Genomic DNA, 19,493 nt, shown 5'->3' with positions numbered 1-19,493 from the left:
AGTCCTCCTCCCACTTCCTTAACGACTTCAGCGCCCCTTTAGAGCGTTGATAGTCGTTCAACTTGTCGATCGAGGTCTGCTTTTTGAGGTCGGGTAGAGACGCGAGCATAGATAACAGTGGCGCGTCTAGAGTCTGGCTCTGATTCCTGTTTGATGAACTTTTCGATGTCGTACCGTCTTTGACCTGACGGCGTTTTGACGGTGGAGATATTGCCGTTTGCTTCCCATCGTCTGAGGGTTCGCAGGCAAACTCCCAGAGTGTTAGCTGCTTCATTGGGTTTCACATATTTAGCCCTAGGAAAACTTTCGCACCATATGTGCTTGTTGTCCAGCTTTTTTTAATGAATTAATTATTAGAGGCGAACCGATCGAACTTATGTACGGGCTGCTAAGACTCTGAATGGGGATGTGTCGATCGCATTTCTTCACATATCATGTCTTAAGCTGAACAATTTTAGATCGAAAAGCCGATTTGAGATTTTTCAGGTACAAGCCTTGGGAAACATCCTAGCCACCTGGAAAATCTACAAGCTAAAATCGATCAGCCTATTGATTTTGACCCCCTGTTACTTTGTACCACTGATGAGTCAATCAACCAATTCCCCCCTATCTCAACAACTGTCACGACGAACCGCCCTCAAATTCCTCGGAGTAGGCGCCGCCGGCGGACTCCTCGGCTACTCTAGATTTTCCAAGCCAGAGCCCACCGTGTTTCAGCAAGACACCCTCGATTTACCGCAACTGCTAAACACCCCCAAAACCGTTGTAGTTGTCGGTGCTGGCTTGGCTGGGCTCGCCTGCGCCTACGAACTTAGTCAGCGGGGTTTCGCCGTAACGCTGTTGGAGAAATCGCCCCAACTAGGCGGCAAGATTGCTAGTTGGCCGATTTCCGTGGGGAACCAAACTTTTATGATGGAACATGGTTTTCACGGCTTTTTTCCACAATACTACAACCTCAAAAGCGTAGTTCAAGAATTAGAAATTACCGACAACTTTGTATCTTTAGAATCCTACGCGGTTATCTTTAGAGATGGCAAATACAAACCAGAAGTTTTTCGTCCTAATCATTCCGCTTTTCCTTGGAACATAGTTGACTTAGGGATAGCTTCTCCTAACTGGACGAAGTGGGGAATCAATCTGACTAAACCCGCCCACTGGCAAGTATTTCGGGAAATAGGCGGTTTTCAAACTCAAAAAAGTTTCGCTAGACTCGATAACATCTCCGTTGCTGACTGGGTGAAAGGTGAGTTTCCCCGCGGACTTTATGACTTGTATTTCCTGCCTTTTGCTAAATCTAGTCTCAACTCGCCGGATGAATTGAGTGTGGGAGAATTAATGCAGTTTTTCCACTTCTACTTTTTCGGAAATCCCGAAGGTTTAGCATTCAATGGGACGCGGCAAGATATGGGAACGAGTTTAGTACAACCCATTGCTAAATACATTGAAAGTAAAGGCGGAAAAGTATTGACAGATGTGGCGGTTAGTAACATTCATTGGGAAAATGGCAAGATTGATTCCATGAGTTACCAGTCAGGAGATGTGCAAAGTAAAGTACCTTTCTGGGTGAAGCAAAATTCGCTGTTAAATGATAGTAGTTCTACGGCATATTTCGGGGCTGGAGATAGCGTTTATGCCACAGTACCGGGAGGAAAAGAGGCGATTTCTCTGAGTTGTACTCACCAGGGCTGCACGGTGCAGAAGCAGAATGATGGTCAATTTCATTGTCCTTGTCATGGCGCAGTTTTTGATGCTGAAGGGCGAGTGGTTAGCGGTCCTGCACAACGGGATTTACCCAGATTTAAGGTGGTCGATCAAAAAGCTGATGAAGTACAAATAGCAGCAGCAATTGACAATTCCCCAACTAAAAAGTTGGGAGAAACATTGCAGGCTCATTACTATGTTTTGGCGACCGATGTGCCGGGAATGCAGCATTTGTTTAGTTTGGCTAGCGGTGAGGTGAATCCGCAGGTGCAGAGTCGGATTGAGAGTTTGAAAATAGCCGATCCGTTTGCGGTTGGTCGTTTTTGGTTCGATCGCGATTTTGCATGGGAACACAGCAATTTTAGCTCGCTTTCCGGCTACAAACTGACTGATAGCATTACGCTTTACCACCGCATTCAAGATCAATTCATCGCGTGGAACAAAGAAACTGGCGGCAGTGTAGTGGAGTTACACGCCTATTGTTATAAGGAAAAAGATTTTCCGAATCAACAAGTTTTGCTGGCTACTTTTGAGCAAGAGTTGTATGAAATTGTGCCGGAATTAAAACAGGCAAATATGCTGCACCGGGAATTGGTAAATCAAAAGAATTTCTCTGGTTATCCGCCCGGTAGTTATGCCGAACGCCCGGAGACTTCCTGTGATGTCCCTAATCTTGTATTTGCGGGAGATTGGGTGAAAATGCCTTTTCCTTGCGGTTTAATGGAAAGGGCGGTTAGCAGTGGTTTGTTGGCGGCTAATGCTATTTTATATCAGGAGGGTTTGCAGAGGCGATCGCTCTTGACCGTCAATCCTGAAGGTGTACTGAAAATCTAATGTTTTCAGCCTGACGGGGGCGGGTTTGAGAGATTAGACATCTCCGATTATTCTGGTAGGGTAGGCATCCTGCCTGCCCTTTACAATTTCTGTTCTCCAGTCCGAAAAACAACTATTCCATTTTCTACAGCAACTAGATCTATTTTCAGCGGACCGGCGATATATGTAACATCAGTAGCGATCGCCTGAACCTCCAGAGGTTTATCATATTGTTTGAGGCGATCGACAAAACTAGCCAAAGTTTCAATCCGATTATCGGCAACTTGGACTCTACCGCCGACAACACCAATCAAACGAGCCCGAAATTGGCAAGCTTCAATTAATTGCTGCAACTGCTGTCTTACCTGTTCGTCTTTTAAGACTAGGGGATCGATAGAAACTCCTGCAATCACATCTCCAGCGCGGAATACAACTCTATTGATTTCGGCTTCTGCAAATACTTTGATCCGCTTTTCTTCCCGCAGGTAGTTCGCGCCGGCGACAATTCTGACTACATAATCTTGACCGTCTTTTATTTGATTAAGGAGTTGTTCAATTTCGGCATTGGTAATTTGAACTATCTGCTCTTTTACCTTGGTATTTCCAGGCTGCATGAGTCCGACAGTGGTTTTATTTGCTTCTTGCAATAGTCGATCGATGGCGCGACTGGCTAGGGCTGGCTCGGCGATGCGAACAACTCCCGCAGCTAAAATTTGGCCACGCCTGATGGCAACAGTCCCCTCGCGAATTGCCTGAAAGTCTCTTTCTAAAACTTGTACTTGCTGTTGCAATAAAGCTTGTTGCTGTTCCAGTTGTGTTTGTTGCTCTGCTAGGGTTTCTAAGAGAGCTTCTCTTTCGGCAATTACTTTGTCTCGATCGACTATAGCTCGATCGCGATCGGCTAGATTTTGGACACGCTCGGCAATTTCCTTGTCTCGCTGAGCAATTAGTTTGTTGCGCGAGCCAATTTCCTGGTCCCGCTGGGCAATTTCTCCCTCTCGTTTGGCAATTTCTTTGTCCCGCTGGGCAATTTCTTTGTCCCGTTGGGCAATTTGAGTTTTTACTCGCTCTCGTTGTTCAATTAACTGTTGTCGTTCGGTTTGTAGTTGGGTGATTTCTGAGCCTAAAGCTTTCTTTTGAGTAGAAACTGTTTTCAATTGATTTTCAGTGCGATCGAGCTGAGATTGTGTGCTGGCTTTGGCTACTTCCACAATCGTCAGTTGTTCTTCAGTTCGCAACTTAGCTGCTTCCATCGTCGCAAGCTGTTTTTCGGTTTGAGATTTAGCTGCTTCTACCTGACTCAGTTGCTGTTGAGTTTTGGACTTGGCAGCTTCGACATTATTGAGTTGGACTCGCAGGGACTTTAATTTGGTTTGGGTCTGGGCTTGCTCGGCATTAGCCGCTTGCAACGAACGATTAATTTCTTCTAAATTGGCCTTAGCTTGGGCTTGAGCAGCCCTAGCTTGGCTTAATTCAGTTTCAACTCGTTTTTTTTCTTCAGTGGCTAGATTGAGTTCTCTGCGGGCGTTATTGAGTCTTTTTTGAATTTCATCTATTCTAAAAACCCCTGTACGGAGGGGCTTGCTGGTAGCAAACAAGATGCCCAGAGTTGTGGCTGACAGAATGCTACCAGCCATCACTGTCACCACAACAGCAGTATCGCGGGGGCGAAGTTTGAATAAACTTAATCTAGCCTTGCCGACTTTTGTCCCAAGGCGATCGCTGACAGTAGCGATCACACCCCCCAAAATTAAAATTACAAATACTAGGATGTATCCAGCAGTCATTCCGATTCCATAGCTTGTCTAAATCATCGAGCAAATATGTAGGGGTAGTGGATGGTGCGTGCCTACCCCTAAGCGATGGGGGCAACCGGGCGTGGGATTGCCCCTACAAAAATTACACAAATCATTTAGGCTGGTTACGAATTTGGGATTTGGGATTCAATCCCAAATCCCAAATCCCAAATCCTATAGTCTCTCGGCGTCAAGTGAATTGCTGGCCTAAAGCCACCGGGTTATGGACTGTGATCTTTTTCTTGTGGATCGAGATCATTTTTTCTTGTCTGAGATCCCCCAGCAAGCGAGTCACCGTTACTCGCGTTGAGCCGATTGCCTCTGCGATCGCCTGATGAGACAACTTTAAATCAATCGTAATCCCTTCAGTACCGGGCATACCAAAATCCCGGCACAGAATCAGCAAAAAGCTGACCAATCTCGAACCCATATCTCGATGGGCCAACGTTTCGATCATCATCTCAGTTTGCAAAATCCGAGAAGACAATCCCCGCAGCATCACCATCGATAGTTCTGGGTCTTCCTTGAGGGCTTTTTCCACTTGTTCGATCGGCAATGAGATCAATTCCACCGGCGTAAAGGCTACGGCGTGGTAAAACCTGTCGGAGCGGTGTCCTGTAATCAGAGACAGCACCCCAAATACGCTATTTTCGCGGAGAAGAGCAACAGTAATTTCTTCTCCTGCTTCATATACCCTGGAGAGCTTAACAGCACCTTTAATGAGAACGTAGACGCGCTCAGCCGGGTCTCCAGGGAAAAAAATTGTCTTGCCCCGTTCAAAGGTTTCCACAATGGGTGGGAACGCCCCGCCGCTGATTTGGCGGAACACGGCTGCTAGCGGTCTATCATGGGTCACGACCTGATCCTTTGTACTAATCAATGCTCTGTAACTTGAAAATTAACATTTTTGAGTAAATATACTTTCCAACCTCCTGTATTGGATGATTCAATAACTTCCATCTAATGTTAAGGTAAACACACACTGTATGATTAAATCTAGCCCTTCTCTTAACTTTTTCAATTCCGCCCCCAAGTAGCTCCACAGCCAAATTAATCTTAATTGTGTCTCAGTTGTGTCTCAATTGTGTCTCAATCAGTGATATTTCAATCAGTTGTGTCTAAATAGGTGGCGTCGTTGAATCTAGCCAACGAGAACGGTGCAAGTTGCTTCTAGATAAACTACAGATGATAGATTTGACCGGAAAAAATGCTCTTGTTACGGGCATTGCCAACAATCGCTCGATCGCCTGGGGCATTGCTCAGCAGCTCCACAAAGCAGGGGCCAATCTTGGCATCACTTATTTGAAAGACGAAAAAGGTAAACACGAGCGGAAAGTCGCTGAACTCGTGGAACCGCTCAATCCCAGTCTGTATTTGCCCTGCAATGTCCAAAATGAGATGGAAATTGAGTCCACTTTTGAGACGATCGCCGACAAGTGGGGCAAGTTAGATATTCTGGTTCACTGTTTGGCTTTTGCCGGCAAGGACGAACTCTCAGGAGATTTCACCAATACTTCGCGAGAAGGTTTCTCCAATGCTTTGGATATTAGCGCTTACTCCCTAGTACGGCTTTGTGCAGCGGCGAAACCCTTGATGGCCGAAGGTGGCAGTATTATCACCTTGACTTATCTCGGCGGTGTCCGAGTAGTTCCCAATTATAACGTAATGGGAATTGCTAAGGCCGCATTGGAAATGAATGTTCGCTATCTGGCGGCGGAACTTGGCCCGTTAAATATTCGGGTAAATGCAATTTCTTCTGGCCCAATTCGGACTTTGGCTTCGTCAGCAGTTGGCGGCATTCTGGACATGATCCACCACGTTGAGGAAGTCGCTCCCCTGCGACGCACGGTGACTCAACAGGAAGTAGGAAATGCTGCGACTTTTCTATGCAGCAGTATGGCTAGCGGGATTACGGGTCAGATTTTGTATGTAGATGCTGGTTACGAAATCATGGGAATGTAACAGTTTGCAAACAGTTGACAGTTGACAGTTGACAGTTGACAGTTGACAGTTGACAGTTGACAGTTGACAGTTGACAGTTGACAGTTGACTGTTCGATTTCCACTGTCTGCTGGAAAACTGCTAATCCCAAATTACTAATTAATTACTAATGAATGACAAATTGCGAATTATGGAAATAATCGATCGCCCTTCTGTTCCTCCTGTAAATTCAGTTAGCCTGCTGAGGGCTGCTTCGGTGAAGCGCACGACACTGGAAACCGATGTGAATGTGAGCCTGAATCTCGACGGTTCGGGAACTTGTAAAGCGGCGACTGGAATTCCATTTTTAGATCATATGTTGGATCAGATTGCTTCCCACGGATTGATTGATTTGGATGTCCAGGCGATCGGGGATTTAGCCATTGACGATCATCACACGAACGAAGATGTGGGGATTACGTTAGGACAAACCTTGGCAAAAGCTGTCGGGGATCGATCGGGCATTTCTCGTTTCGGACATTTCATCGCCCCGTTGGATGAAGCTTTAGTTGAGGTAGTGCTAGATTTTTCGGGACGGCCTCACTTAAGTTACAATTTGCAGATTCCCAATCAACGGATTGGTACTTACGATACCGAGTTAGTGAAAGAGTTTTTTGCGGCGATTGTGAATCACAGTCAAATGACACTGCACATTCGACAGTTGCAGGGTGGAAATTCCCATCACATTGTGGAAGCGGCATTTAAGGCATTTGCGCGGGCTTTGCGGATGGCTGTGGCGATCGATCCACGGCGCGCCAGTCGGATTCCAAGTTCTAAAGGCGTTTTGTAGTATCAGGGTTTGTAGTTGCACCAATGGGCTGCTGCAAACCTGTCATACCATATCCTCTCTTCATCGGAATTATTCATCTCTCTCTTCCCTTCCTCTGCCTTCTCTGCGTTCTCTGTGGTTAAATCATTATTATTCGTGAGTAGATCCATCTGGCATAATTGCACCAGTGAGTTGAGCACTTTGCAAGTTAGCACCGCCTATTTTTGCATTTGTTAAGTTAGCGCCAGACAAGTCTGCATTTGTTAAGTTTGCCGCGCGGAGGTCTGCTGAAATTAGGTCAGCACCACGCAGTTGTGCACCATATAAATATGCTTGTCGCAAGTCAGCTTCAGTTAAGTCTGCTGTAGTTAGATCGGCACTTTGTAATCTTGCATCATTCAAGTTAACCTGTCTTAAATTAGCTCTGCTCAAATTTGTGCTATCCAGTGTTGCTCCCTGAAGTTTTGCCCCACTTAAATTAACATCTCTCAAATCCGAACTATTCAATTGCGCTGAACTCAAATTAGCCCCTTGTAAATCGGCTCCTTTTAAGTTAACACCACTCAATTGCTTACCACTTAGATCGACATTTGGCAGCGATACATCGGGAGCAAGTAAATAAGCACCAGTTGTCACAGGCTCGAACTCAGTAGGAAATAAAGTTGCTTCATTGCAAATCGCTCCTTGAAGCTGAACTCCCTTGAGATTTGCTCCATCAAGATTTGCTTCTAAAAGGTTAGTCTTGCTCAGATTTGCATTCGTCAAATCAGCATTTATCATGTCTACTTTCCTCAAGTTTAGTCCGCTCAAGTTAGCTTGACCGAGGTTTGCACTGGTGAATTTTGTTGGGTAATCTTGACGGGTTCGAGCTCCGCTGAGGTTTGCACCATTCAAATTTGCTTCAGTAAAATTTGTATAGAATAGTTGAGCTGCTCTTAAACTTGCCTTCCTTAAATTGGCTTTCTCTAGATTAGCTGATTGTAAATTAGCCTGAGCGAGGTTGGCATTTACCAAGTTTGCTTGATTCAGATTGGCACTGGATAAAGTAGCCTGAGAAAGGTTAGCATTTACCAAGTTTGCTTGAGTCAGATTGGCACTGGATAAACTAGCCTTAGAAAGGTTAACACCGCATAAATTCGCCGCACTAAAATTTGTGCCATCAAAACGCGCATCCCTCATATCGGCTCCCTTCAAATTTGCCCCACTAAGATTTACACTCTGCCAATTTACACTCCTCAAATTAGCTTTATTTAAATTAGCATTACTCAAATTAACACCAGAAGTTAGAGATTTACCGCTCAAATCAGCACCAGCTAAATTAATCCCCGTAAAATCCCTTTCTCCCTCAGTGTAACGCAGCCAAAAATCCTCAACACTAACAACAGGTTCCAGACATTCCTCAGACTCATCCTCCACATCCTCACAGCTATCCTCTAAAGCAATATCTTCAGTATCCTCCGCCAATCCTTCCAAATAATCCCCTCGATCCAAGTAATCCGAACTCGCTACAAACCGCCTTTCTATCTCCTGCTCATCTAATACTTCGCTGCTGTCGAATCGCTCAATTAATTGCTTGAGAGTTTGGCAATCATTGGTGCGGATTCCCACTTCTTTCTCTGCACTTTGGTCGCTATTCGTCAGCAAATTATGACTCCCCAACATGGCAAAACTGGAATCACAGACTAAAAAGTTTTCGTGAGTACCCAATAACTTGAGGCGAAATTGATCGGGATATTCACCTTCTAACTCTTGTAAATCTGCCAAAGCATTGTAGCGCCATCCTTTGCCGATATTTTGCCGATCGCCCAGATAACCCCAACCAATATCGATCAAACATCCTCGGTTCAAGCAATCCCTAAATTTTTGCAGCAATTCATCATTAATGCTGTTACAATTGAGCCAAGGGCAAACAATAATCAGCCGCTCCTGTGCTACTGATAGCGCCTCGATCAACACAGCGCGACTGTGAGGGCGATCGAATATTAACTGAGCCAGAACATCAAGCTTTTCAGCCTGAGTATCAAGCTCAATCGGCGGCTCAGAAATAATTGATTTCTCCCCTATTTCTAAATTTAACCGCTGTTGAATTGTTGCAACTTGCTCCATCAAACTTTCTAGCTGTCGAGGTTCGGAGCGATCGTTAAATAGTTGCTCATGGGATTGTAACTGCTGCTTAAGTTTGGCTATATATCTTTTTAGAACAACTTGGTTTTCTTCAAGCTGCAATACTCTCGCACTTAAGGACGATAAATCTAATTCTTGCTGTGACATAATGCTACCCTAAAATTAACAACAAGTCAATAGTCATAAAGGCGATCGCACCCAATCAAACCTTAGCAACCTCCACCAACTCAACAGCACTAACAGAACCTGACTCTTCTCCTTCATCTTCAGCAACCGCAACTGTCAACTTCAATCCCAAAGCATTCAGCCAATTAGCTAAAGCATAAATAGTTGCAATCCCGGATTGCGGCAACAAAACATCTAATTTTTCAAGATGCAATTTAGCATCCTCCGCAGACATAATTGGTTCCCCAAGAGCTTCAAATACATCTCTCAGAACTTTTCGCATTATTCCCGTCTCTAAATCGCCCTCTTCCTCTTCATCAAAAATCAGTGACAGGTAACCAGCAGAATAGTTGGGGTCTTTCAGATTGGAAATTTTAAAGGGATGGTAAGGTAAACTTTTAGGCATTGTCATTGTCTTAACTCCTGTAATCTGTCCAGTATTCTTTAGCCTTGTGAATGTCTTGCTCTTGAGTGCTTTTATCTCCGCCTATTAGCAAAAGTACAATTGTTGCTCCAACTTGTCCAAAATAAAATCGCATTGGTGTCAACTTAAGCCTGAAAGCCTTGGTATCTCTCGTTCATAGCCAAGTCTAGATCCCCCTAAATCCCCACCCCCCCCTAGCCCCCCCACCCCCCCCTGCCCCCCCAAGGGGGGATGGGGGAAGGGGGAATTTGATCGGACTCTTATCCCCCCCTTCTTAAGGGGGGCTAGGGGGGATCTAGATTTAATAGTCAAACAGCAGTCTGTGGCTACCTTTGACCTTAAGTTGACACCAATGGGGCGATCGCACTATCAAACATTACCAACCTCCACCAACTCAACATCACTAACAGAACTTGACTCTTCCCCTTCATCTTCTTGAGCAACCGCAACTGTTAACTTCAATCCCAGAGCATTCAGCCAATTAGCTAAAGCATAAATAGTCGCCATTCCATTCTGTGACAACAAAATATCTAATTTTTCCAGATGCAATTTAGCCTCTTCATCTGACATATTTGGTTCCCCAAGAGCCTCAAATACATCTCGAAGCGCTTTTCGCATTATTCCCGTCTCTAAATCACCCTCTTCTTCCTCAAATATCTCTGTGAGATAAGCCACAGCAAATAATGGATCTTCGAGAGATTTAATTTTCAAGGGATGGTAAGGTACACTTTCATTAGACATTTTTTCGACTCCTATATTCTGTCCAATATTTCTTGGCTTTGCTAATATCTTGCTCTTGAGTGCTTTTATCTCCGCCACACAGCAGAAGCACTATATAGCAATCCTAAATGAGTCGTAAAATTTTTACCCCACCCCAACCCTCCCCTTACCAAGGGGAGGGAGTAAGAAATTCACAAATGATTTAGGATTGCTATAGTTGTTTCTACTTGTCCAAAATAGACGCGGTAGCCCTGCCCAAAGTCAATTTTAAATTCCCAGACTCCCTCTCCGAGCGATCGAGCATCTCCCAGATTACCCTCGCTAACCCGCTCAAGTCTTTTCACAATCTTGGCTTTTCCCTTAAAGTCTCGGAGAGATTCCAACCACTCCGAAAAAGGAATTTTGCCATCCGGTATCTTGTACTGCTGAATTTCCCTTGGTTGTACTTCCATAAGTGCGATCGCAACTACTCGTAGATCATAATACGGGCGATCGCACCCAATCAAACATTACCAACCTCCACCAACTCAACAGCACTAACAGAACTTTCCTCTCCCCCTTCCTCCTCAGCAACCGCAACAGATAACTTCAATCCCAAAACCTTCAGCCAATTAGCCAAAGCATAAATAGTCGCCATTCCATTTTGTGACAGCAAACCATCTAATTTTTCCAGATGCAATTTAGCCTCATCTGCTGACATATTTGGTTCCCCAAGAGCTTCAAATACATTGCTAAGTCCGAGTTCGAGCACACCGGCTTCAGGCTCATCATCTTCCAAATGGGCTGTTAGATAAGCAGCAGCGTGTATTTTATCCTTGAGGGCTTCAATCAAATAATCCTGATAACTATCGCTAGTTGGCATTTTCGCGTTCTCCATATTCTTTCCAATACTCCTTAGCTTTACGAATATCTTGCTCTTGACTGCTTTTATCCCCACCACAGAGGATAAGCACTATTGTTGACCCAAATTGTCCGAAGTACACGCGATACCCCGGCCCAAAGTCAATTTTCAATTCGCAGACTCCTTCCCCAACAGACTTGCTGTTTCCTAAATTCCCCAAGCGAACTCGGTCAAGCCTTTGTTCAATTTTAACTACCGAATTCAAATCTCGCAGGGAACTAAGCCACTCTGCGAAAGGATTTTTACCGTCTGGGGTAATATAACGTCGAATCTCCCTTGGTTGTACTTCCATAAGTGCGATCGTAGCTGCTCGTAGATCATCATAAAGGCGATCGCCCAAAATCAAACATTAGCAACCTCCACCAACTCAACAGCACTAACAGCACTTGACTCTTCCCCTTCATCTTCTTGAGCAACCGCAACAGATAACTTCAATCCCAAAACATTCAGCCAATTAGCCAAAGCATAAATAGTCGCCATTCCATTTTGTGACAGCAAACCATCTAATTTTTCCAGATGCAATTTAGCCTCATCTGCTGACATATTTGGTTCCCCAAGAGCTTCAAATACATCTCTCAAAGCTGATGGGAAAATGCCAAGATCCAAATCTCCCTCTTCTGGCTCATTCAAAAACATCGTGAGGTAGCCAGCCGAATATGCTGGATCTTTGAGCTGTTCAATTAGAAACGGATGGTAAGGTACACTTTTAACCATTGTCTTGACTCCTGTATTTAATCCAATATTTCTTGGCTTTACGAATATCTTCGTCCTGAGTGCTTTTATCCCCTCCACACAGGAGAAGCACTATAGTTGTTTCTATTTGTCCAAAATAGACCCGGTAGCCTGGGCCAAAATTAATTCTCAATTCCCAGACTCCTTCTCCCACTGGGCGGTAGTCTCCAAAATTACCTGTACTGACTCGCTTCAATCTCACATTAATCTTGAGTTTAGCTTGAGAATCCCGCAGAGCATAAAACCACTCATCGAAAGGAATCTGACCGTCTGACTTGACGTAACGCTGAATTTCCCTTGGTTGTACTTCCATAAGTGCGATCGCAACTACTCGCTCACGATCATAATACGGGCGAGCGCACCCAATCAAACCTTAGCAACTTCCGCCAACTCAACATCACTAACAGCACCTGATTCTTCTCCTTCATCCTCTTGAGCAACAGCAACTGTTAACTTCAATCCCAAAACCTTCAGCCAATTAGCCAAAGCATAAATAGTTGCAATCCCGGATTGCGGCAACAAAATATCTAATTTTTCCAGATGCAATTTAGCATCCTCCGCAGACATAATTGGTTCCCCAAGAGCCTCAAATACATCTCTCAGCACTTGTCGCATTATTCCCATCTCTAAATCACCTTCTTCCTCTTCATCAAAAATCAGTGAGAGGTAAGCAGCAGAATAGCTTGGGTCTTTCAGATTGGAAATTTTAAAGGGATGGTAAGGTAAACTCTTAGGCATTGTCATTGTCTTAACTCCTGTAATCTGTCCAGTATTCTTTAGCCTTGCGAATATCTTGCTCTTGAGTGCTTTTATCTCCGCCTATCAGCAAAAGTACAATTGTTGCTCCAATTTGTCCAAAATAAACTCGATAGCCAGGGCCATAATTTATCCTCAACTCGCAGACACCTTCTCCCAAAACGCGAGAATCTCCGAGATTACCATCCTGAACACGCTGGATTCGCCCCTCAATCCTCAGTTTGGCATTGAGATCCCGCAGTGAGTAAAACCACCGATCGAAAGGAACTCTGCCGTCAGCCGTGGTGTAACGCTCAATTTCCCTCGGTTGTACTTCCATAACCCTAATTCTAGCGACGATCGCCCCCCAATATCGCCGCCACCCGATCGCCCCTTGACTTAATGCGCTACAATCGTTAAGAAATCTTTAGTTAAATCCGTTTAACGTCCCAGACGCATTATGAGTCTTCCCATTCGCAACGTTGCTATCATTGCTCACGTCGATCACGGCAAAACCACCCTTGTGGACGCTCTCCTCAGACAGTCCGGGGTCTTCCGCGAAGGGGAAGAAGTCCCAGATTGCGTCATGGACTCCAACGACATCGAGCGCGAGCGTGGCATCACCATCCTTTCCAAAAATACCGCCGTCCGATACAAAGAAACCCTGATCAACATCGTCGATACCCCCGGACACGCCGACTTCGGTGGCGAAGTTGAACGAGTTCTCGGCATGGTAGACGGTTGTTTGCTGATCGTAGACGCCAACGAAGGCCCGATGCCACAAACCCGGTTCGTGCTCAAAAAAGCCCTGGAAAAAGGCTTGCGCCCGATCGTCTTTGTGAATAAGATCGATCGCGATCGAGCAGACCCCCACAAAGCAGTTGATAAAGTTTTAGACTTGTTCTTAGAACTAGGTGCTGACGACGATCAGTGCGAATTTCCCTATCTCTTCGGTTCCGGCTTAAGCGGTTACGCCAAAAAAAGCCTCGAAGACGAAGGGGTAGATATGAAGCCCCTCTTTGAAGAAATCCTCGACCACGTACCACCCCCCGTCGGCGACCCGAACAAGCCACTACAACTGCAAGTAACCACCTTAGATTACTCCGAATACGTCGGGCGCATCGTCATCGGCCGCATCCACAACGGCACAATTAGAGTCGGTCAACAAGCAGTCTTGATCACCGAAAGCGGAGCCCTTGTCAAATCAAAAATCAGTAAATTGATGGGCTTTGAAGGCCTGAAGCGGATTGATATCGCAGAATCTTCTGCTGGTAATCTCGTCGCCGTGGCTGGTTTTGCTGATGCCTATATTGGGGAGACTATTACCTGTCCCAACGACCCGCAAGCGCTACCTTTAATTAAGGTAGACGAACCAACTTTGCAGATGACTTTCTCGGTGAACGACTCGCCATTCTGCGGTCAAGAAGGTACTTTAGTAACATCGCGACAAGTGCGCGATCGACTAATGCGAGAACTCCAAACCAACGTCGCCTTGCGCGTCGAAGAAACCGACTCCCCCGACAAATTTCTCGTATCCGGCCGTGGCGAACTCCACCTCGGAATCCTGATCGAAAATATGCGTCGCGAAGGATACGAATTCCAAGTATCTCAGCCGCAAGTAATCTTCCGCGAAGTCGGCGGTCGTCCCTGCGAACCCTTTGAATGTTTAGTATTAGACGTACCCGAAGAAGCCGTCGGTGGCTGCATCGAACGCCTCGGTCAGCGCAAAGCAGAAATGCAAGATATGCACGTCAGCAGCACCGGCCGCACCCAAATCGAATTTTCAGTCCCCGCTCGCGGTTTGATTGGATTCCGAGGCGAGTTTATGCGCTTGACTCGCGGCGCTGGAATTATGAACCACAGCTTCCTCGACTATCGCCCCCTCGGTGGAGAAATTGTCGCCCGTCGCAATGGAGTATTGATTTCCTTTGAAGAAGGAACTGCAACTACTTATTCACTGAAAAATGCTGAAGACCGCGGCGTATTTTTCATTACCCCCGGAACCAAGGTTTACAGAGGGATGATTATCGGAGAAAACAACCGAGATGACGACATGGAGCTGAATATTTGCAAGTCGAAGCAGTTGACAAACCACCGCGCATCTGGCGGTGAAGAATTGGCACAATTGCAAGCACCAGTCGATATGAGTTTGGAGCGTGCTTTGGAATACATCGGCCAGGATGAATTGGTGGAAGTAACACCGAAATCAATTCGCTTGCGGAAGGTTTCTAAGAAGTTAGTAAAACGCTAAAATCAGTCTAGGGTTGGCAATGTCAGCCCTAGACTTGCTCCTCAAGTTTTACAGTCGTTGGGGAGGGTAGGAACGGGGACACTACCCCTACAAAACTCTCATTTTTTTGAGAATGAAACAGCCCTGCCCCCCAAGGGGGGATGGGGGACGAAAGAGAAGATTCCGGTTCCCCACTTCTTAAGGGGGGCTAGGGCGTGTTTTCAAACTACTCCTTAAGATTTAGATCCCCCTCGCATCCCCCTTAAAAAGGGGGACTTAAAGACTCTTTCCCCCCCCTTTTTAAGGGGGGCTGGGGGGGATATTTGGGTTTGAAAACACGCCCTAGGGGGGATCTGGCCTTAATAGTCAAACAGCCATCTGTGACTAGGTTTAAGTTTAAGTTGAGACCAATGGTTTTACAGATAATATTTAAGACTGACAAACAATCTATATAAACCAGCCGCCACTAAGATTTTTGATGGTAGCAATTTGTGGGGTTCTGATATTTTGGGCGATCGCACAAAAGTTGGTAATTGCGCTTGAGCGCTGAAGCTACTTAACCAGGGACTACATTATATGACCACACAGATTTCCATGATGCTATGATATGTCAATTTCACAAAAAAGTCAAGTAAAATTGCTGTCATAATCTGCAAAGTTTTCTAAACAAAACAAGGAAAAATCAACCAGAATGGCTCTGATTGCTAACCCATAAGTAAGAACCCATAACTAATAACTATGATTTTAGGTTTCGATCCAGGTAAAGACAAGTGCGGTGTCGCCGTCATGGGTACAGATAATAATATCTCATACCATCAAGTTGTACCCTCAGAAAGTGCAATTTCGACTATTCAATCTCTCTGCGAACAGTTTCCCATTGACTTATTGGTGATGGGAGATCAAACAACTTCTAAGAAATGGAAACAACAACTTACCCAGAGTTTGTCACCTTCCATCGTCATTACTCAGATTGATGAGAGATACAGCAGTTTAGAAGCAAAGGAACGTTACTGGCAAATGTACCCTGCGACGGGACTCAATCGCTTGATTCCGCTGGGGATGCGGACTCCACCGCGACCCGTAGATGATATAGTGGCGATCGTCCTGATTGAACGGTATTTAAATCAGACTGGACTTACGCAACCGATACATTAATTCCGAGAGGTTGGGATGCTATGTTTTCATTGGGTGCATCTCAATGAGTGCAAATATATTGGTACGATGCTCTAGCATGACCGCTGTAAATCTCTGGTTATCCCTAATAAATTGTCTGCGGTCATGCTTCGCCTATGCAAAATCTGGATGCTCCCTTTTCATGGCAACCAATTCACCAGATTATCCACCGTATTAAAATCAAACAAAGATTCCGTTAAACTATCTAACTGAGCGCTGGACAACTGTAAAACTCTAGCTTGGATTGACTCGTCCAAAGTTCCGACTTTTTGTGTTAGCAAACGCAGCACCAGATTGCTTTTTCCCTGCTTTAACCCCTCCTGCAAACCCTGCTGCAAACCCTGCTGTAACCCCTCCTGCAAACCCTGCTGTAACCCCTCCTGCAAACCCTGCTGTAACCCCTCCTGCAAACCCTGCTGCAACCCTGCTTCTAAAGCTTCTTCTCTAAACCTCTGTTGATCTTGGAAATAAAACATCTGCGCCTCCAATTCATCTAATTCCTGCCTGCTGAGATTTGTACTGTTAGCAATACTGAAAGCTTGCTGAATTGCTGAATTAGTTTCCAAGGATTCTGGAACCATTTCCAAACTGGGCGCTTCCTTGATAAAATAAATCCACTTGTCAGCCAGAGATTCTAACTCGGCAATAGATTTATTGAATTTCGGTAATTCCACAAAAATTAGAGTCATCACCGGAAACAAATAATCAAAATGTTCTTCCTCTTCCCTAAAAGAAAAGCGAGAAATTACTTTATTCGTGTTATTAAACAAAGTAAAATCAGTAATTGTCAAGGCAATTACCGGGTCTAATTGTAGGTATCCCTTACCAGTCATCAGTTGATTCGCATAGGCTTTCGCGGCATTGTAGGCAATTCTTTTTTCAAAAGCTTTCACATTCAAAACTTGCATTTCGATGACAACAATCGTGCCGTTATCGAGAGTTGCTTTGACATCTAAGTAGCTGTCTTTCAAGCCCATTAATTTTCCGGCTTGATAGGGATCGATAATTTGCAAATCCTGAATAGTCGGATTGCCTTGATAAATCAAGCCATTGAGAAAACTAATCAGAATGGGTTTGCTTTCGGCTGAAGCAAATATTTTTTTAAAGGCAAAATCTGTTCTAGGGTCAATAAAACTCATGGTTTTTAGCTCCTAATTTGTGTTACAACAAGTCCCCAAAGTTGGTAATCTGCCCAGGCGTGGGTTTATGAGAAATTTCGTATAATTCCTGTGTCACAGCCTTGGCGGTTGCTATATATCAAAAAATAGGGGAAATAGAAAATATATTTGATTTCCTTTCCCCCAGTTTCAGGACTAAATTCCTGACTAATAACCTGTGATTAACTAACCGATGTTAGCTGTTTTTGTTTAACTTCTACCGGGGCACTCAAAGCCTCTTCTAAATCAGCACAACCCAATTTTTCCTCCAAAATAGCCATCACTTCGCGGCCGAAATCATTGGAATTTCGCTGCCAAGCTTCCAAACAAATTTGACCGAAAAACGAACCCAAAGGCTCAGGATTCCACAGCAATTTTCGTGCTGTCCAAGGCATCAAACTCATCGGGTCATAACCAGGTTGCAGAATCTCCTGTTTAAAAGCGTATTCTTCCAAAATGGTGTGGGGCTGTAACCCGATAAAGAAAATTGCTGGCTCTACTTTATCCGCTCCAAAAATCCGCTCCAATTCCCGGTGATAAGCAATGGTTTGGCGGATGGTTTCAAAGGTTTCATCCATCACATTAAAGGAGTAGTTTACGGAAACAACATCGTTGAAACCGGCGGCTTTTAAATCACGGCAATTTTCCAAAACTACTCGCAAATTATAACCCATACGCATTTTGCGAACTAATTCTTGGGAACCGCTGGTGATGCCGATTTCAAAGTAATTCATCCCCGTTTTTACCATCAAATCGCACAATTGTGGTGTGAGATTATCCGCACGGATGTAAGCAGCCCAGTGGATGTCTGTCATGCCGGCGGCGATGATTTTTTGCAAGAGTTCAACGGCGTCATCAATGAATTTGCGGGCGGGGATAAATTGAGCGTCGGTAAACCAGAAATTGCGGATACCTCGATCGTACAATTGTCTAATCTCCGCCACCACCTCATCCGCTGGATTGATCCGCACTTGCTTACCTTCAATCACCGTGTAAATACAGTAACAGCAGTTGTGAGGACAGCCGCGCTTGGTTTGGACGCCGATGTAGAAGTCCCTATCCTGTAGATAATAGGAAAATTCGGGCCAAATGGTCTCGATGTACTGATAATTACAGGCAGTTTTCTCGATGTTGGCTGGCTTTTCGTGAATTAGTCGATCGCGCGGGACTGTCTCACCTACGACATAACACCTTTCCTGGGCTAAATCCTCGCCTTTAATCAACTTCTCCAGCAGCGCCTCGCCTTCCCCCACCGAAACCACAGTCCCCTTGGGTAAACTGCGTCCCAACTGCTCATAAAACACGCTCACAGCACCACCACCGACGACTGCACGAGCTTCGGGACGGTATTTCCGGGCCCGATGCAATCCCCGCTTCACCAACCCCAAATTGCGCCAGAGTTCCGTATAGTAAGACACGGCTAAACGTAATCCTCCCAATGCTCCCCGCATTTTAATTAGGGGATTGTTGGCGTAGTAAAACTCAAAGGCATTTTGCAGGGGATTGCCGCCTCTACCGCCGACTGGTGCGTAAATTTGAATGTCTCGCCAGGAGAAAACTAGGAGGGTTGGTTGAAATTCATCGACGGCGACGTCGAGAGCCTTGGCGTAATCTAAGGGCGGTACTGCACCTACATCGAAAATCCGTTGTTGGACATCGGGAAACAGCTTATGGATGTGATCGGAAAGGTACACAACTCCGATCGGGAAAATGGGATTACAAGGGAGGCGAACATACAGGACTCGGTTTTCTCGGTTTTCCATGATTGCCACATCCTAAATTGCTAGTGTTTTCACTGTGTTAATATTCTTTTAATATAACTTTACAATCTCTCTAATTTTGGTAATTTAAGATTAAATATTTTAAAATTTTCCGAAGCGGAGTAAAGCAGAGCCTGTTGGCGTGGCTGAGCTGGAGGACGATAAAATAGGGGATTTTTAAATTAATTACCAAGAAATAGGGTCTAAAGCCCCGTCCTTATAGGACGGCTTTGATTTTCTTGGTAATTGTAAATATTTGTTAAATAAGCACCTAAAGAGGGATGCTGTTCCTGAATGTGGTAAACTAATTGCA

Annotated in this window: 19 protein-coding genes and 2 pseudogenes; 5 read left to right on the top strand and 16 right to left on the bottom strand. The window is 45.0% G+C overall.

Features of this window, described 5'->3' with window-relative positions; all coding sequences use genetic code 11:
• Positions 1-38: 38 nt before the first annotated feature.
• Positions 39-284 (bottom strand): recombinase family protein, encoded by a 246-nt coding sequence (locus ACBR23_RS26220; protein ID WP_371120705.1) that lies wholly within the window; start codon positions 282-284, stop codon positions 39-41.
• Between the two features lie 298 nt (positions 285-582).
• Here ACBR23_RS26220 and ACBR23_RS26215 point away from each other — a divergent pair, with 298 nt between their 5' ends.
• A complete protein-coding gene (locus ACBR23_RS26215) occupies positions 583-2,535 on the top strand; it encodes an FAD-dependent oxidoreductase (protein ID WP_371120704.1) in 1,953 nt (650 codons plus the stop codon).
• A gap of 80 nt (positions 2,536-2,615) precedes the next feature.
• On the opposite strand, the gene ACBR23_RS26210 is transcribed toward ACBR23_RS26215, so the two are convergent.
• The gene (locus ACBR23_RS26210; protein WP_371120703.1) at positions 2,616-4,301 is read right to left on the bottom strand and encodes a DUF3084 domain-containing protein; all 1,686 of its coding nucleotides are present in this window, start codon (positions 4,299-4,301) and stop codon (positions 2,616-2,618) included.
• 199 nt (positions 4,302-4,500) lie between these two features.
• Positions 4,501-5,166, bottom strand: coding sequence for a global nitrogen regulator NtcA (ntcA, locus tag ACBR23_RS26205; RefSeq protein ID WP_341739601.1), 666 nt, complete (start codon positions 5,164-5,166; stop codon positions 4,501-4,503).
• 329 nt (positions 5,167-5,495) lie between these two features.
• Between ntcA and fabI the strand changes: the two genes are divergently transcribed.
• Together fabI and hisB are read left to right on the top strand one after the other, a co-directional pair.
• Positions 5,496-6,272 carry an enoyl-ACP reductase FabI gene (gene fabI / locus ACBR23_RS26200; protein ID WP_341739612.1) on the top strand — a complete coding sequence of 259 codons (777 nt, stop codon included), beginning with the start codon at positions 5,496-5,498 and terminating at the stop codon, positions 6,270-6,272.
• Positions 6,273-6,441: 169 nt separating this feature from the next.
• Positions 6,442-7,080: an imidazoleglycerol-phosphate dehydratase HisB gene (gene hisB / locus ACBR23_RS26195; protein ID WP_341739613.1), complete on the top strand. Its 639-nt coding sequence runs from the start codon at positions 6,442-6,444 to the stop codon at positions 7,078-7,080.
• Positions 7,081-7,209: 129 nt separating this feature from the next.
• On the opposite strand, the gene ACBR23_RS26190 is transcribed toward hisB, so the two are convergent.
• The 11 genes and pseudogenes from ACBR23_RS26190 to ACBR23_RS26140 form a co-directional block, all read right to left on the bottom strand.
• Positions 7,210-9,330, bottom strand: a complete 2,121-nt coding sequence (locus ACBR23_RS26190; RefSeq protein WP_371120702.1) for a pentapeptide repeat-containing protein — start codon at positions 9,328-9,330, stop codon at positions 7,210-7,212.
• A 55-nt stretch (positions 9,331-9,385) separates the two neighbouring features.
• A complete protein-coding gene (locus ACBR23_RS26185) occupies positions 9,386-9,760 on the bottom strand; it encodes a transcriptional regulator (RefSeq protein ID WP_341739603.1) in 375 nt (124 codons plus the stop codon).
• A gap of 4 nt (positions 9,761-9,764) precedes the next feature.
• Positions 9,765-9,884, bottom strand: a pseudogene (locus ACBR23_RS26180) (type II toxin-antitoxin system RelE/ParE family toxin); the annotation flags it as partial.
• 257 nt (positions 9,885-10,141) lie between these two features.
• Positions 10,142-10,513, bottom strand: coding sequence for a DNA-binding protein (locus tag ACBR23_RS26175; protein ID WP_371120701.1), 372 nt, complete (start codon positions 10,511-10,513; stop codon positions 10,142-10,144).
• A pseudogene (locus ACBR23_RS26170) lies at positions 10,506-10,944 on the bottom strand (type II toxin-antitoxin system RelE/ParE family toxin). Before ACBR23_RS26170 ends, ACBR23_RS26175 begins: the two are co-directional and overlap by 8 nt.
• Positions 10,945-10,994: 50 nt before the next feature.
• Entirely contained in the window at positions 10,995-11,354 is a 360-nt protein-coding gene (locus ACBR23_RS26165; protein ID WP_371120700.1) for a DNA-binding protein, read from the bottom strand.
• A complete protein-coding gene (locus tag ACBR23_RS26160; protein WP_371120699.1) occupies positions 11,344-11,685 on the bottom strand; it encodes a type II toxin-antitoxin system RelE/ParE family toxin in 342 nt (113 codons plus the stop codon). The genes ACBR23_RS26165 and ACBR23_RS26160 overlap by 11 nt, the downstream gene beginning before the upstream one ends.
• Positions 11,686-11,735: 50 nt before the next feature.
• Positions 11,736-12,107 carry a DNA-binding protein gene (locus tag ACBR23_RS26155; RefSeq protein WP_371120698.1) on the bottom strand — a complete coding sequence of 124 codons (372 nt, stop codon included), beginning with the start codon at positions 12,105-12,107 and terminating at the stop codon, positions 11,736-11,738.
• The gene (locus tag ACBR23_RS26150) at positions 12,100-12,438 is read right to left on the bottom strand and encodes a type II toxin-antitoxin system RelE/ParE family toxin (RefSeq protein WP_371120697.1); all 339 of its coding nucleotides are present in this window, start codon (positions 12,436-12,438) and stop codon (positions 12,100-12,102) included. The genes ACBR23_RS26155 and ACBR23_RS26150 overlap by 8 nt, the downstream gene beginning before the upstream one ends.
• A gap of 53 nt (positions 12,439-12,491) precedes the next feature.
• Complete coding sequence (locus ACBR23_RS26145; RefSeq protein ID WP_371120696.1) at positions 12,492-12,869, bottom strand: DNA-binding protein; 378 nt, start codon at positions 12,867-12,869, stop codon at positions 12,492-12,494.
• 4 nt (positions 12,870-12,873) lie between these two features.
• Positions 12,874-13,200, bottom strand: a complete 327-nt coding sequence (locus ACBR23_RS26140; RefSeq protein WP_371120695.1) for a type II toxin-antitoxin system RelE/ParE family toxin — start codon at positions 13,198-13,200, stop codon at positions 12,874-12,876.
• A gap of 120 nt (positions 13,201-13,320) precedes the next feature.
• On the opposite strand from ACBR23_RS26140, the gene typA reads away from it, so the two are divergent.
• On the top strand, positions 13,321-15,111 hold the full coding sequence (gene typA / locus ACBR23_RS26135) for a translational GTPase TypA (RefSeq protein WP_371120694.1): 1,791 nt from the start codon (positions 13,321-13,323) through the stop codon (positions 15,109-15,111).
• 717 nt (positions 15,112-15,828) lie between these two features.
• The gene (locus tag ACBR23_RS26130) at positions 15,829-16,245 is read left to right on the top strand and encodes a pre-16S rRNA-processing nuclease YqgF (RefSeq protein WP_341740289.1); all 417 of its coding nucleotides are present in this window, start codon (positions 15,829-15,831) and stop codon (positions 16,243-16,245) included.
• A gap of 158 nt (positions 16,246-16,403) precedes the next feature.
• On the opposite strand, the gene ACBR23_RS26125 is transcribed toward ACBR23_RS26130, so the two are convergent.
• A complete protein-coding gene (locus ACBR23_RS26125) occupies positions 16,404-17,402 on the bottom strand; it encodes an Rpn family recombination-promoting nuclease/putative transposase (protein WP_371125707.1) in 999 nt (332 codons plus the stop codon).
• 200 nt (positions 17,403-17,602) lie between these two features.
• Entirely contained in the window at positions 17,603-19,183 is a 1,581-nt protein-coding gene (locus ACBR23_RS26120) for a photosystem II high light acclimation radical SAM protein (RefSeq protein WP_371116504.1), read from the bottom strand.
• Between the last annotated feature and the right edge of the window lie 310 nt (positions 19,184-19,493).

The sequence above is a fragment of the Microcoleus sp. genome (assembly GCF_041354475.1).
Lineage (GTDB): Bacteria > Cyanobacteriota > Cyanobacteriia > Cyanobacteriales > Microcoleaceae > Microcoleus.
This window is presented reverse-complemented; position numbering and strand designations above follow the sequence as displayed.

Excerpts from the sequence above, each read along its gene's own strand:
- ACBR23_RS26215 (WP_371120704.1), top strand. The coding sequence starts at position 583 with ATGAGTCAATCAACCAATTCCCCCCTATCTCAACAACTGTCACGACGA.
- ACBR23_RS26210 (WP_371120703.1), bottom strand. The coding sequence starts at position 4,301 with ATGACTGCTGGATACATCCTAGTATTTGTAATTTTAATTTTGGGGGGT.
- fabI (WP_341739612.1), top strand. The coding sequence starts at position 5,496 with ATGATAGATTTGACCGGAAAAAATGCTCTTGTTACGGGCATTGCCAAC.
- hisB (WP_341739613.1), top strand. The coding sequence starts at position 6,442 with ATGGAAATAATCGATCGCCCTTCTGTTCCTCCTGTAAATTCAGTTAGC.
- ACBR23_RS26190 (WP_371120702.1), bottom strand. The coding sequence starts at position 9,330 with ATGTCACAGCAAGAATTAGATTTATCGTCCTTAAGTGCGAGAGTATTG.
- ACBR23_RS26185 (WP_341739603.1), bottom strand. The coding sequence starts at position 9,760 with ATGACAATGCCTAAAAGTTTACCTTACCATCCCTTTAAAATTTCCAAT.
- ACBR23_RS26175 (WP_371120701.1), bottom strand. The coding sequence starts at position 10,513 with ATGTCTAATGAAAGTGTACCTTACCATCCCTTGAAAATTAAATCTCTC.
- ACBR23_RS26165 (WP_371120700.1), bottom strand. The coding sequence starts at position 11,354 with ATGCCAACTAGCGATAGTTATCAGGATTATTTGATTGAAGCCCTCAAG.
- ACBR23_RS26160 (WP_371120699.1), bottom strand. The coding sequence starts at position 11,685 with ATGGAAGTACAACCAAGGGAGATTCGACGTTATATTACCCCAGACGGT.
- ACBR23_RS26155 (WP_371120698.1), bottom strand. The coding sequence starts at position 12,107 with ATGGTTAAAAGTGTACCTTACCATCCGTTTCTAATTGAACAGCTCAAA.
- ACBR23_RS26150 (WP_371120697.1), bottom strand. The coding sequence starts at position 12,438 with ATGGAAGTACAACCAAGGGAAATTCAGCGTTACGTCAAGTCAGACGGT.
- ACBR23_RS26145 (WP_371120696.1), bottom strand. The coding sequence starts at position 12,869 with ATGACAATGCCTAAGAGTTTACCTTACCATCCCTTTAAAATTTCCAAT.
- ACBR23_RS26140 (WP_371120695.1), bottom strand. The coding sequence starts at position 13,200 with ATGGAAGTACAACCGAGGGAAATTGAGCGTTACACCACGGCTGACGGC.
- typA (WP_371120694.1), top strand. The coding sequence starts at position 13,321 with ATGAGTCTTCCCATTCGCAACGTTGCTATCATTGCTCACGTCGATCAC.
- ACBR23_RS26130 (WP_341740289.1), top strand. The coding sequence starts at position 15,829 with ATGATTTTAGGTTTCGATCCAGGTAAAGACAAGTGCGGTGTCGCCGTC.
- ACBR23_RS26125 (WP_371125707.1), bottom strand. The coding sequence starts at position 17,402 with ATGAGTTTTATTGACCCTAGAACAGATTTTGCCTTTAAAAAAATATTT.
- ACBR23_RS26120 (WP_371116504.1), bottom strand. The coding sequence starts at position 19,183 with ATGGAAAACCGAGAAAACCGAGTCCTGTATGTTCGCCTCCCTTGTAAT.